Source organism: Fervidibacillus halotolerans, assembly GCF_026547205.1.
Taxonomy (GTDB): domain Bacteria; phylum Bacillota; class Bacilli; order Bacillales; family Caldibacillaceae; genus Fervidibacillus; species Fervidibacillus halotolerans.
The window spans coordinates 694,783-707,789 of the sequence record NZ_CP106877.1 but is presented as its reverse complement, the minus strand read 5'-3'; the positions used below and the strand labels follow the sequence as shown (position 1 = coordinate 707,789).

The 13,007-nt window shown below is 36.6% G+C and carries 12 protein-coding genes; 5 read left to right on the top strand and 7 right to left on the bottom strand.

Going from position 1 to position 13,007, the window contains the following annotated elements:
• Nucleotides 1-140 precede the first annotated feature (140 nt).
• Nucleotides 141-287 (top strand): hypothetical protein, encoded by a 147-nt coding sequence (locus OE105_RS03330; protein WP_275421322.1) that lies wholly within the window; start codon nucleotides 141-143, stop codon nucleotides 285-287.
• A 149-nt stretch (nucleotides 288-436) separates the two neighbouring features.
• On the opposite strand, the gene OE105_RS03325 is transcribed toward OE105_RS03330, so the two are convergent.
• Nucleotides 437-1,102 (bottom strand): endonuclease III domain-containing protein, encoded by a 666-nt coding sequence (locus tag OE105_RS03325; protein ID WP_275421320.1) that lies wholly within the window; start codon nucleotides 1,100-1,102, stop codon nucleotides 437-439.
• Between the two features lie 193 nt (nucleotides 1,103-1,295).
• Here OE105_RS03325 and OE105_RS03320 point away from each other — a divergent pair, with 193 nt between their 5' ends.
• Nucleotides 1,296-2,147 (top strand): hypothetical protein, encoded by an 852-nt coding sequence (locus tag OE105_RS03320; RefSeq protein WP_275421319.1) that lies wholly within the window; start codon nucleotides 1,296-1,298, stop codon nucleotides 2,145-2,147.
• Nucleotides 2,144-2,719 (top strand): hypothetical protein, encoded by a 576-nt coding sequence (locus tag OE105_RS03315; protein ID WP_275421318.1) that lies wholly within the window; start codon nucleotides 2,144-2,146, stop codon nucleotides 2,717-2,719. Before OE105_RS03320 ends, OE105_RS03315 begins: the two co-directional genes overlap by 4 nt.
• Before the next feature lie 344 nt (nucleotides 2,720-3,063).
• Here the strand turns inward: OE105_RS03315 and OE105_RS03310 are convergent, their stop codons facing one another.
• The 6 genes from OE105_RS03310 to OE105_RS03285 all read right to left on the bottom strand — a co-directional run bounded on the left by OE105_RS03310 (nucleotide 3,064) and on the right by OE105_RS03285 (nucleotide 10,219).
• Complete coding sequence (locus OE105_RS03310; protein ID WP_275421316.1) at nucleotides 3,064-3,996, bottom strand: MTP-1 family protein; 933 nt, start codon at nucleotides 3,994-3,996, stop codon at nucleotides 3,064-3,066.
• A 40-nt stretch (nucleotides 3,997-4,036) separates the two neighbouring features.
• Entirely contained in the window at nucleotides 4,037-5,653 is a 1,617-nt protein-coding gene (locus OE105_RS03305; RefSeq protein WP_275421315.1) for a glycoside hydrolase family 13 protein, read from the bottom strand.
• Between the two features lie 74 nt (nucleotides 5,654-5,727).
• Nucleotides 5,728-6,561: a carbohydrate ABC transporter permease gene (locus tag OE105_RS03300; RefSeq protein ID WP_275421314.1), complete on the bottom strand. Its 834-nt coding sequence runs from the start codon at nucleotides 6,559-6,561 to the stop codon at nucleotides 5,728-5,730.
• Nucleotides 6,548-7,423, bottom strand: a complete 876-nt coding sequence (locus OE105_RS03295; RefSeq protein ID WP_275421313.1) for a carbohydrate ABC transporter permease — start codon at nucleotides 7,421-7,423, stop codon at nucleotides 6,548-6,550. Before OE105_RS03295 ends, OE105_RS03300 begins: the two co-directional genes overlap by 14 nt.
• Nucleotides 7,424-8,713, bottom strand: coding sequence for an extracellular solute-binding protein (locus OE105_RS03290; protein ID WP_275422078.1), 1,290 nt, complete (start codon nucleotides 8,711-8,713; stop codon nucleotides 7,424-7,426).
• Between the two features lie 441 nt (nucleotides 8,714-9,154).
• Nucleotides 9,155-10,219 (bottom strand): BtaManbiosPhlase, encoded by a 1,065-nt coding sequence (locus OE105_RS03285; RefSeq protein ID WP_275421311.1) that lies wholly within the window; start codon nucleotides 10,217-10,219, stop codon nucleotides 9,155-9,157.
• Nucleotides 10,220-10,591: 372 nt separating this feature from the next.
• Between OE105_RS03285 and OE105_RS03280 the strand changes: the two genes are divergently transcribed.
• Entirely contained in the window at nucleotides 10,592-11,623 is a 1,032-nt protein-coding gene (locus OE105_RS03280) for a substrate-binding domain-containing protein (RefSeq protein ID WP_275421310.1), read from the top strand.
• Nucleotides 11,624-11,984: 361 nt separating this feature from the next.
• Complete coding sequence (locus OE105_RS03275; protein WP_275421309.1) at nucleotides 11,985-12,491, top strand: GNAT family N-acetyltransferase; 507 nt, start codon at nucleotides 11,985-11,987, stop codon at nucleotides 12,489-12,491.
• Nucleotides 12,492-13,007: the final 516 nt, after the last annotated feature.

Sequence of the window (13,007 nt, the reverse complement as noted above, 5' to 3'; positions counted from 1 at the left end):
TATAATTTTTGGTATTGGTGACTAAAAACCAGCACTTTTTTGATCAAAAGAGACAAGTGACACTCCCTTAGTAAATGGAATCGCCAAACCCCATTTAAAGGAGTACTGTCACTTGTCTCATCATTATTGAAGTTTCATTGGTGGCGACTCCTGCGGGGAAAGCACGAGCCTTAAGACCCCGTGGAAACGTTGTGACGAGGAGGCGGGGCCGTGCCACTGGATTGGAACGAATCACTTCCAATCGATTTTGGATGAATGGACAATCTGATCCGATTACATTTTACTGAACAAAGTCACGAAATTATTCACCAACACGATTTGACAAAGAACCCGAATTTTTGGTCTCTTTTTTTGATTGTATACGGGTATAATATAGGTATTTTCGTGGATTTTTCCATTTAGGATGCAAAGGATATTCCATATTTTTTGGTCCTTTTTATGACGTAAAACGACGTTGACAAATATTCTGAATCGGACATTTTTCACAAATCGGCTTCTTTTTACAATACGTTTTCCCATGTGTTACCAATAACGCATGGAATTCATTTAACAAAATCGCATCCTTCGGAAAATGGAATTCAACTTGTTTGCGGAATTCTTCATACGTAGGTGGTACATGGATTCCGAATCGTTGGAAAATCGTTCGAGCATATCGATCGGCAATAAATACCGGAACATGAAATACATATAATAAAATAACATCAGCCGTTTCATTTCCTATGCCGTTAATTTCTAGCAACTCGTTTCGTAATTTTTCACCGTCTTTTTTTACCCGATCAAACTCGTAATCATATTGTTGAAACCAACGTAAAAACGCACTGATTCTTTTCGCTTTCACACGATAAAATCCACTGGATCGAATAAGTTGAGCAAGGGTTTCTTCCGGCAATTGGGCAAGTTTTTTTGGATGACTAAGATACGGTTTTAATCGTTTTATAGATCGCTCAACATTTTTCCAACTCGTATTTTGAACGAGAATGGCACCTATGACCACTTCAAAGGGAGTGTCTGCTGGCCACCATTTTTGCGGACCGTAGACATCATATAATTTTTCAAAAAGGTTAATATATCGATTATCCTTGTTTTTCTTCCAATTTTTCATACCTTTTCTACCCTCAAATCCGTTATATAAATTTTTTAAAAATAGTGTTTTTTTCCCTTCCTTTTACCCGTTTTTTTTTGTATCATAAATTAAGTAGAATTCTGATTTTTCAATAATATTCACATGAATTCATTCAATCAGTCCACTACTATATGAAGACTGTTTGAAAATGTAATGAAAACGAGGGGATAATGTGAAAAAAGGTTTATTATGGATTGGTATTATTGGAATCATAATTAGTAACATCGGCAATTATTTGTATTACCAATCACAGCAATTAGAACATCCCATCTTTCTGAAACATTTTTATTCCCACTCCTTCTACCAAAACGATGAATATTCTTTTCCATTTTTTTATTTAACGAACAAAGCTAATCCGAAGAAAATTAAGTATATTGTAGCAGACAATGTGGCGGCCTATCCTAATAATCAGACGACACAAGACCTTGTTTCTAATACGAGTGATATTCATCCGGTAGATGAATACAATCATCAATATTTATTAAGTGATTATATTTCCTTTTCCTATGATTCCATCCCCTTTGACGAAGACGGGACATGGTCGTTTCAGGAAATTTCCGTTTATTTTACCGATGGTGATTATATTACTACGGATATCGGCAAAGTCGTATTTAAGGATAAAATGGAAAATGACAATTCTGAAGCGATTGATTTTACAATATCCGAAAGCAATTCAGACGGTTTAGGTAAATTCAAAGGTTATACCACTGAATCGTTACAAATTGAAAAGATCGAAACCCTTTTGGATGAAAAATTGAAAAACGATATCGATTTGAGAATCAATGGACAAAAGGTATCACTATCAAACAACGAGGAGATTGGTTCCGCTAATTTAAAAGAAGATGACCTAATCGAAATCCAGTGGAAAATCGATTCCCTTTCCAATGCTTTCGAAGTGGAACTGTATTTGATCGGTACAACAGAAACAGGTAAACCATTTGTGACCCCCACATTTGTTAGTAGTCAGCCAACTATCGATCAAAAGAAGGTGAACGAATTAATTAAAGAAGGTGATAAACAATGAAAAAGGGTTTTACAAAAATTATCATTGGACAGCTATTCCTATTTTTGAACATACATTTTTTCATCGATTGGTTGCCAGATCCTATCGGGTTTTTCCTCATTCACTCCGGTATCAAAGAGTTATCGAAACGGTGGAACCTCGGATCGAATGCAATCATCGTAAAAAATTTGGCGATAACCTTTGCCTTTTTATCCATTCCGTCCGTGTTTATATCAAGAACAACTGACCAAGAAATCTTTCATATGTTTTTATTTACACAAGTTTATTTAATCATAATGAATATCGCTTTTCTCATTTTTATCTTTTATTTGTTTCATTTCCTATTCGATATCGCAAAGAGAGCAGAAGAACAAAATCTTTTGAAAAATTCAATCCGACTATTTTATCTATCTTTTATTGTATGGTTAATCATTGGGACCACACAATCTTTTGTATGGAATATCCAAGAAGGATGGCTTGTTATGACCTTGAGCATATTATACATGGTAAACATTGTGCTGCAAATTTTATTTATCCTTTTGCTTTTTTCTTACCGGAAAACACCTGATGGATGGCTTGAAGCGAAGATGTAAAGAGAAAGGAACAGTGAAATTCGAATAATAGGGAATCGATCTCATTAATTTCATCGCCCATTGTTTCAGTCAATTTCCTTTTCCAATCAATTCAGCTACTCTTCCAATTGTTATTAAAATTTGATAACGATATGAAAGCACGCTTCATCATCGCTTTTAAAATATTAATGTGGTCATCGAAGTTTTCAAGATTTTCAAGTAACCTCTTTATTAGGTTTCACCGTTTTAATCGTTTTTCGCACTTAAAAAGTCGAGGGGATGAAACCTCGACTCTTTTCATAAGCCTATTTCCACTATTAAATGGATTTAGGCGTATAGAGATTGAAGACAACTGTAAACATTAATTACAGAAATGGATCTGGGATGGTGATTTTTTGCGTTTCTGCATCACTCGTTCCACAATACAGTTCGGCCGTACCATCCTCTTTTCGGATTAATCCTCCGCTGAAAACCACATCTTTCAAATCCGGTCGTTTTGCAGGCCCATCTATAAAGTCAGATCTGGTGGCAATAATACGGAGATCAGAAAATTGCCTCGTATCCGGATCAAAAAGGAAAACCATCGGGTAATAATGGCGGTCCCCTTTGTCATCGAAACATGCGATATGACCTAAAACTCCAATGGTTCCATCTTGTAATCGATGAAGTTCGTTTGCACCTCCCCATTCTTCTTCAATAAATTGACCTTCGAGAAGTTCGGCTTGTTCAATGACTTCGGCCGTCAATTGTTCGAGACGGGATATTTCCGTATAGCCAATGGTGCCCCGTCCACCTTTTTCGCCTTGTGGCCGGGTAAAAATACCGATACGATCCTTCCCAATTTCAACGAGACGAATATCCTTCATTCCTTCAGGACCTTTTGCAAATTCTTTTAATTCAGCGATGCGTTTACCTCGATAAAAAACCGTTCGCCACCCAAACTGCCCTTTATGGACAGGATGGGGGAAAATTTGTACTCCACCGAAAACCATTTCTCCTCCAATTTTCGTCACGAATGGGTCCTGTAGTGAAAAAATGGGTGCATTTGTTCGTGGTACCCATTTGCCATTTTTTTCGACGAAAAAATACACTTGGGAATACTCATTATCTCTCGATTCTACTCTTCCAGCAATGACGAGTTCCCCGTCATCGAAAAAAGGTGCCGTCGTATTATACACATCTTTTTCACCGACACCATCGAACATTAACTTTTCAGGATGACGTGGTTTGGAAACCATTTTATGATATTTTTCTAACAATTGGGCACAAGTTTGTCTGCTACCAATTTTTTTAAACATGAAATCCTCCTAAACATCTTACTTTTAGAATGATTTTTAACTATATTTGAATAACCAATGATTCATACGGTTCTAACTGAATCGATTGGCCATTTCTAATCGTTCGTTCGATTTCAGAAACGAGTACCGTTGATGAATTTGATGCAAATTTTCCAATTGGAAACGGAACCTTTTTAGCACTGAAATTTAACACAATTAAAATTTGTTCTCCGTTTCTTTCCCGAATATAACAAATAACATTATCCTTTTCTTCCAACAATTTATACTGACCTGCATGCAACGCAGGGAATCTTTTTCGCAAATGAATCAGCTTTTGATAGTGGGAAAGTAGTGAATGGGGATCCCCCTTTTGCTTTTCCACATTGGTGGAATGGTTGGAAACGGGAAGCCACGGTTCGACATCGGAAAAACCTGCATATTCCGAATCATTCCATTGCATTGGGGAACGGGATTTATCCCTTCCCTCTTCATTGGCGATTCGAATTGCTTCTTCTTCCCCTTTTCCTACCTTTTTGGCCAACTGATAGGCGGTTAAGCCTTGTACATCTCTCATTTTTTTCACATGATCAAAATATAAATCAGTGATGCCAATTTCATCACCATAATATATAAACGGTATCCCTTTTGCCGTCATCATCAAAACACTAATTAATTTGGCGATTTTCACTTCATTTTTGCCCTTACTAAAGCGGGAAATATGGCGAGACATATCGTGACTACTGAAAAATAATGTGGGAATTTGATCAGATGTATACGCCTCTTCCATCCTTTTCAATTCGGAAAAAATCCGCTTTCCGTCGAACTCCTTTATACTACCTAAATTAAAATTGAAAACGACATCGAGTAAGGGCCCTCCGCTATACTGTTTTAATACGGTTAAATCTTCTGAACCGACTTCTCCAACTAAAAATTTCCCTGGTGTTTTGCGAACGAAGGAACAAATTTCTGCAATTGTTTCTAAAATGCCTACTTGATCCTTATCGAAAACGTGATCTTGTTCACCCTTTTCATTTATCGGATTATCGGGAAAATGATCACTTGTTTTCAAAAAATTAATCACATCTAAGCGAAAACCATCGACCCCTTTTTGGAGCCAAAAATCCATTACTGAAAACATCGCTTTCTTTACTTCTTCGTTTTTCCAGTTCAAATCCACTTGGCTTTTCGCAAAGGCGTGGTAATAATATTGACCGGTTTTTTCGTCATATTCCCAGGCAGATCCCCCAAAAAACGATTCCCAATTGTTCGGGGCATGTCCATCAACCGGGTCTTTCCAAATATACCAATCCCTTTTTGGGGAATCCTTCGATGACTTTGCTTCTTGGAACCACGGATGTTCTGAAGATGTATGGTTCAATACGAGATCAGCAATCACTTTTATGTCCCGCTTATGGGCTTCTGATATAAAGCGTTCAAAATCTTCCATTGTACCGTAATCTTCATCAATCGCATAATAATCGGATATATCGTAGCCATTGTCCACTTTTGGAGAACGATAAAAGGGGGTCAACCAAATGCCATCGACTCCTAATTCCTTTAAATAGTCGAGTTTGGAGATGATCCCGATAAAATCCCCGATTCCGTCTCCATTTCCATCACAAAAGCTTGGAACATAAATTTCATAAAAAACTGCTTTTTTCCACCACGGTATATTCATTTTCCTCTTCTCCACGAAATTTCTTAATCATGTCAACTAAACAGTAGTTTTATATTTTTTAATGGGTTGACCTTTTATTTTAAGACAAAATCCATACCCTTTTTAAAGTTTTTACTGAATAAGATAAATAAAATTAAAATCGGTAACGTCAAAAGAACGGAAGCTGCATACATCGGTCCTGGATAGCCCCCATATGGACCAAACATTTGTGCTAACAAAACGTTTAATGTAAGCATGTTTTCATCCTTAACAACGAGCATATCCCATAACAATTCTACCCAACGTTCCATAAATAAAAAGAGGAAGATAATCGTCGTAATTGATTTGGACATAGGAATTACAATTTTCGTGATAATTTTAATTTGTCCAGCACCATCGATTTTCGCCGCTTCAATCATTTCGTTTGGAATACTACGGAAAAAGTTTGTGTACATAAAGATTGCCCATAAGCTTACGGCTTTCGGCAAAATCATCGCCCAATACGTATCATACATACCTAATGAACGTATGATTAAAAAGAGGGGAATTAATAAAATTACAGCTGGGTAAAACATTTGGAACAAAATGACATTGTTGATAAAATTGCTTCCTTTAAACCGTAGTTTTGTAATTGAATAACCTACTAAAATCGCTGTCACCATCATTAAAATAGTCGATGTTAAAGTTACAAAAATACTATTGAAAAATGCCCGTAGCCATGGTCTTGGTAAAATATTTTCTCCCCCACCAAAAAGCCATTCATAAGAACGTAAGCTGAGTTCGGTAGGAATAATCCGTTTATCTACTTCATCCCACGGGGCAAGGGAACTTAACACCATATACAAATATGGGAATACCATAAGAAATAAAACAGCAAAGGCTAAAAGGTACAGAAAAAAGGTTTTGATTTTTTTCTTATTCCCACCCATGTTTTGCACCCCACTTTTCTAACAGTTTTTTAAATATATAAATGGAAACAAATGTGACGATCGAGTTGATAATCGCAACCGCAGTTCCGTAACCGGCATTTAACTTTTCAAAGGCTTGGTTATATATTTCCAATTGCCACGTATGGGTCGAATATTCCGGTCCGCCTCCTGTCAACACATACGGTTCGGTAAAAATTCCAAACATCAACCCGACGGCTAATATCGTTACGGTGTAAAAGGATGGGTAGAGCATAGGAATTGTTACGTGCCAAAATCGTTTCCAACCGACAGCCCCATCGATGGCAGCTGCTTCATATATTTCTTTCGGAATACTTTCTAACCCTGACAAAAATAATAGGGCGTAATATCCAACAAATTTCCAAGCCATCATTAGTGCAATAATAAGTGGCGCCAAAATCGGTGATCCGAGCCAATCAATATCAAGGCCAAAATTTCTCAGTTGTTCATTAAATGGACTATTATATGATAAAACACCGTTTACAACGATAGCCGTTGCAACACCGGATGCTAAATAAGGAAGGAAAAAACCGACGGAAAATAAACCTTTAAATCTAGGTAATGAATGGATTAAAAATGCTAATAACAAAGAACCGATGATCACGATTGGAACAAACATGATCATGAATTTATAAGTAACGAAAAATGCGGCTTTGACCGTCTCACTGGACAATGCACTAAAAAAATTTTCCAACCCAACAAAATCGTATTCAGGAGCAATCGTGTTCCAATTTGTAAAAGCGAGGTATACAGCCCAAAGGAGTGGAAACAAAAAAAAGATTAAAGTATAGATAAGGTATGGGCTGGCGAAAAGCCAACCCAATTTTTCATTTCGTTTATGCATTTACTTTAACACCCCACTAATGGCGTCAACCATGTCATCCCATGCTTTTTCAGGATCCTTATCACCTTTCATAATGGGATTTAACGCCTGTTTACCAATTTCCTCTTGGATTTCGACAAATTTTTCATTGTCGATTGCTGGTGTTGCATTCGGAATATTTTCCGCAAACATATTCAATTGTGGACTTTCTTCCAAATAGGAAAGGAACGCTTCATTCGTCGATAAATCATCCCTTGCAGGAGGAAGGTTTGTTTTTTCAAACCATGTTAAGTCATTTTCCGGATTCGAGTAAACCCAAGTTAAGAAGTCAAAGGCAGCCTTTTGTTGTTCTTCCGATGCTTGGGAATAAATAACAATTCCTTTCGTATCAGCAAAAGTTTTTGAATCTGCTGGATTTACATCATCTGGAACAGGCGGCATGGATAATGTGTAAGTTTCATTATATTTTAGTTCTGGGAATTTTTCAGCCCAATAAGGGAACGTCCAAGGACCGATATCCATCATAATGGACATACCTGTTTCAAAGGGATCCGTTGCTTCGCGAGTTAAAACTAATTCATTATCATTTAAATCTTTAAAGAAGGTTAATGTTTTGATTCCCGCGTCACGGTCAGCTACAAAATCGGAACCAGATGTGAAATTCGCACCACCAGATGCTGCATTATAAATCATGAAAAAGTCAAACCATCTTGCCCACCATGTCGGTTGGACTAAATCCGCACGTGCCCAAAGGAACTTGTCTGGATATTTTTCTTTCAATTTTTGTCCTACTTCAATAACTTCGCTATATGTTTTCGGCGGTTCTTTATAACCTAATTCTTTTAAAATATCTAAACGCCAAGCAAACATCATCGCATTTGAATAGATCGGTAAAACATATTGATGTCCATCAGCAAATTCCCAACCAGCAATCGAGCCTTCCATATTTCGATTAGCGATTAAATCATCATACCCTTCAAATTCATCGAGAGGTACAATCGCTTGGCTATCTGACAATTGAGCAGCAAATCCACGGGAAATGTTTTCGGAAGCAGCAGGTGCACTTCCAGAAGCGATCGCAGCTTGAATTCCCGCTTCCGATGATGGACTTTCAGGCATCGGTGAAACATTGATTTTCACATTTTTATTTTCCTTCATATATTCTTCAGCCATGCCCTTCCAAAAAGCTTCTTGGGTAGGGTTCGGTGCTGCCCAAAATTCAAATTCTACAACGTTTTCATTTTCGGAATCGTCCGATGCTTCATCACCACTGCCTTGGCAACCTGTTAAGGGAATGAGTAAAACAAGCATTACAGCAAATAATTTTTTTAATCCTTTCACGACTGTTTCCCCCTTACTTTTTTAATTGAAATTTCTTTTGTTTCTACCACAATTCCGCTCACACCAATTCAATAGCTAAAGAAAACGAATTCAAAGAATTTTGTGACTGCCTTCAACTCCTTTTTTGAAATTGCACAACAATTGAAAGCGTTTTAAGCCCTGAATACAGTTGATAGACAAACGCCAATCAACCCTTGTAAAGCAACTTGTGATTGTCTTCACCCAATTGCCGTTTGTCCGTCAACAAAATCAATCGTTAATCCACATTGTATGAATAGATGATTGTAAAGGGCTATTTATTTTTGAACGTCCCATATTCCGACCTCATTAAAATCGGAAATGTAGGACGGACAAAACGATGATCGGTTCTTTTTGGATTTAACTAAATCGAATTCTTCATATATTCATGAATTATCGATAATTTAAGTTGGACATGATTTCTTCCAAACTAACCGTTGCACCTGCGATATATTCATCAGCTGCACCGTAATAAATCGTTAAATCGTCTCCGTCTTTTGTAACCCCACAAGTAAAGACGACATTTCCGAAAAACCCTTCCTTTTCATAAGGAGCTTCAGGTTCTAATATTGGTTCATCTGTTTTCGCCAAAATTTTCGAAGGATCATTTAAATCTAATAACAAGGCTCCTAAACAATATCGGTCATTTCGATCAGCAGCATGGTAAATTGCTAACCAGCCCTTTTCTGTTCGAATCGGTACCGCTCCACCGCCGACCCTACCATTTTCCCATGAGTTTTCATTAACACCATACAAAAATTGATGGTTCCCCCAATAGATTAAATTATCTGATTCAGCTAACCATATATCCGGTGTTCCAATGTCTTTCGGAACTGGGCGATGAAGAGCATAATATTTTCCGTTGATTTTTTCAGGAAAAATTGCTACATCTTTATTTTGTGGATGTAACATCATTCCAAGTCGTTTGAATTGGATAAAATCTTTCGTAGAAATTAATCCAACACCAATTCCGTTCGGAGAAATCGAGCTATATTGGATGTAATACGTATCACCAATTTGTGTAACACGCGGATCTTCCATCCCCCATGATTCTTGCTCATTTTCCGGATAAATTAACGGTTTATCATCGATTTCAAAATATTTACCATCTTTACTTCGAGCAATGCGGATATACGATAAAGAGGTAAGATAAGCAATTCTTCTTGGATCATGAAAATAAATCGATCTTGGATCGGAAAAATCATACCGACGATCATTTTTATCCAATTCGACCACGGTCAATTGACCATCTCGATTTTCAAAATCGATAAAACTTACTTTTACCGTATTTGGATTATGATTGATCGGTCTTTCAGCAATTCTCAAAAGCAATAACGTTTCACCTTTATATGTGGCAACACCCGCATTAAAAACACCGATGACTTCATGATCTGGATGATAAGGTTTCACATCACTCGGTTTTATTAAAGGGTTTTCATGAAAGCGTTTAATATTCACAAGTCATCCCTCTATCCCATTTTAATTTGCGTATTTCTTATAATTTAATAAGTAACATAGAAGTAATCACGTTACAAAATTAATTTAGTAAGGTTACAAACTACATTCCGGAAAGTAGTAATTATGAATTTGTCATCCTAACTATATTATTAATCCAAGTGACAAATAAGTCAATATTATTTTGTTATTTTTTTCTTATTTTCCTTGAATTATTTTGTAATTAATAATATGTTATTTATAGAAAATATATATTTGTAATGTGATTTATTGCATTAATTTACATTACTTTTTAGTTTACAATTTAATAAATATTTCATCCTTGTTTTTTAAATAACTTTACAAAATAAAAATGATTGAATCGTGGTGTTGTTAATGTCAAAGAAAGTAACGATGCAAGATATTGCGGATAAACTGAATATTTCTAAAAATTCCGTATCCCAGGCCCTTCGTGGAAAAGAAGGGGTTAGTGAAGAAACACGTCGCTTAGTCATTAAAACTGCTAAAGAAATGGGTTATACGTATGTCGGTCAGCAAAAATCCAATCCCCAACCTAAAAGAACGGGTAGTATTGGGTTAATTGCATCCGATGTAGCCTTTTCATTAAAAAACTTTTTTGGGGAGATTTTTTTAAGTATTGAAAGGGAAGTCGCTGCAAAGGGAAAATATCTTCATATTCAATCGATCAACAAAGAACAGAAGGAAAAGTTAATTCTCCCCCCTTTTATTGAACAAAAAAAGGTAGATGGAATATTAATCATTTCACATATTAGTAATAAATATATTCAAAAAGTGCTGGACACTGGGATTCCTACCGTTTTAGTTGATCATCATCATCCAAATTTAGAAGCGGATGCAATTTTAACGAATAACCGTTTCGGAGCTTATTTAGCCGTTCAACATTTAATCGAACTTGGTCATCGGGATATTGCCTTTGTTGGGAAAATCGATTATTCGCCAAGTTATGAAGAACGGTACGAAGGATACCTACTTGCCTTAAAGGAATATGGAATTGAACCGAGGGAAGAATTTATATTCCAAAATGCTATTGAAGAGGAAGAAAAAGTTGCAGGTTACGTTCGAAGTCTCAAAAATCAACCGACCGCATGGTTTTGTGTGAACGATGGTTTCGGTTTCTTCGTTTTGTCCGCATTAAAACAATTAGGAATGGAAATCCCGAAAGACGTCTCGGTTTGCAGTTATGATAACGGACAGTTGTCCCAATTATCTTCGCCGAAAACGACGACGGTCGATATCGATTTAAATCTTTACGGGAAACGGGCAGTGGATATGCTTTTTTGGCGAATGGAAAATCCGAATGAACCGATTCAAGAATTATTACTCACATCGAAATTAATTGTACGGGAATCAACGGGCATAGCACCGGGATTTGGAAAAACCGAATGAATGATTTCGTTTGGAACGTCAAATCTATGAGTTGTCTGAATCGGGGCCTGCGCATTTTAATATGCTTAAGAAAACCCCCTTGGATTATACAAATGAACAGTTTTATTTTTTTACTGAATGTTAAACTTTGTCCCTCCTTTCCATTCCTTATAGGTGAAACCGTATAGTTGCCTATGTTCGAAATGGTTGCATCCGTATGAATGAATTTCTTTCTATGTCAATATTTGTAGAGACTAGATTTTTCCATTCCCTTATCGATTGCCTATTTTTTGAATGAGAAAGGGATTCCTCATATTATTGTCGAATCCCTTAAAATATGTCCCGTTACTACAATAAAAAGACTTGAAAAAGGAGTGATTTTTTGAAGATTCGGAAGGCACTCCCTGAAGACGCTATGGGAGTTGCTAAAGTTCAAGTGGACAGTTGGCGTACAACATATAAAGGAATCGTTTCAGAGGATTTTTTACGTCAACTTTCCTATGAAAAGCGAAAATCCGTGATTGAAAAAGCCATTACTGAAAAAATTACTTATGTCGCCGAGGAAGATGGAGAAATCATCGGTTTTATAAGTGGTGGAAAAAAGCGTTTGGAACAATATGAAGGATATGACGGGGAATTATATGCCATTTATCTTTTACAACAATACCAAAAACGAGGGATTGGTAAAGAACTCGTAAATATGCTTGCAAAAGATTTCCTGAAAATGGGATTTAAAGGGATGATTGTCCTTGTGTTAGAGGAAAATCCATCGAAATATTTTTATGAATCACTCGGCGGTGTACGTATTGGAAAAGAAATTACAATGATTGGAAAACAACGCCTACATTCATTCGTCTATGGATGGAAAAATCTTTCCGTTTTATTGTAGTTTTTATTTGAACAGATTGGTGAAGGAGAAAAAGAACGAAGAGATCGATGATTTTCACTTAAAGAAATGTTTTCCTATTATTCACCAATAAATAAAGTTCCTACAACTCGGAGATATCCTTCCAATCGTTCATCTCAAAAATGATGAAAAGTGGAAGCCATACAACAAACGTCCATCGTCTTCAAGGAAGAAGTTATTTCAACCGTTGAAAACGATGGCTTTTTATCAGGTTCTTTGTCAAATCGTATTGGTGAATAATTTCGTAACTTTTTTCAGTGAAAAGTAATCGGATTAGGTTGTTCATTCATCCAAAATCGGTTTGAAGCGATTCGTTCCATCGATGGACGGGCATCCAATGGCACGGCTCGAGCTTCCTTGTCCGCGGGGTCTCGAGGCTCGTGCTTTCCCCGCAGGAGTCTCCCCAATGGAACTTCAATTATTTCCTATGTTGGACTTTGTGGACACCTTTTTTATGGTTATGAAATGATTGGTAATAAGAATACGATTTTTAAAATG

Bases quoted from the DNA above. Each gene is read 5' to 3' on its own strand.
- OE105_RS03325 (WP_275421320.1), bottom strand. From the start codon at position 1,102: ATGAAAAATTGGAAGAAAAACAAGGATAATCGATATATTAACCTTTTT.
- OE105_RS03315 (WP_275421318.1), top strand. From the start codon at position 2,144: ATGAAAAAGGGTTTTACAAAAATTATCATTGGACAGCTATTCCTATTT.
- OE105_RS03310 (WP_275421316.1), bottom strand. From the start codon at position 3,996: ATGTTTAAAAAAATTGGTAGCAGACAAACTTGTGCCCAATTGTTAGAA.
- OE105_RS03305 (WP_275421315.1), bottom strand. From the start codon at position 5,653: ATGAATATACCGTGGTGGAAAAAAGCAGTTTTTTATGAAATTTATGTT.
- OE105_RS03300 (WP_275421314.1), bottom strand. From the start codon at position 6,561: ATGGGTGGGAATAAGAAAAAAATCAAAACCTTTTTTCTGTACCTTTTA.
- OE105_RS03295 (WP_275421313.1), bottom strand. From the start codon at position 7,423: ATGCATAAACGAAATGAAAAATTGGGTTGGCTTTTCGCCAGCCCATAC.
- OE105_RS03290 (WP_275422078.1), bottom strand. From the start codon at position 8,713: ATGCTTGTTTTACTCATTCCCTTAACAGGTTGCCAAGGCAGTGGTGAT.
- OE105_RS03280 (WP_275421310.1), top strand. From the start codon at position 10,592: ATGTCAAAGAAAGTAACGATGCAAGATATTGCGGATAAACTGAATATT.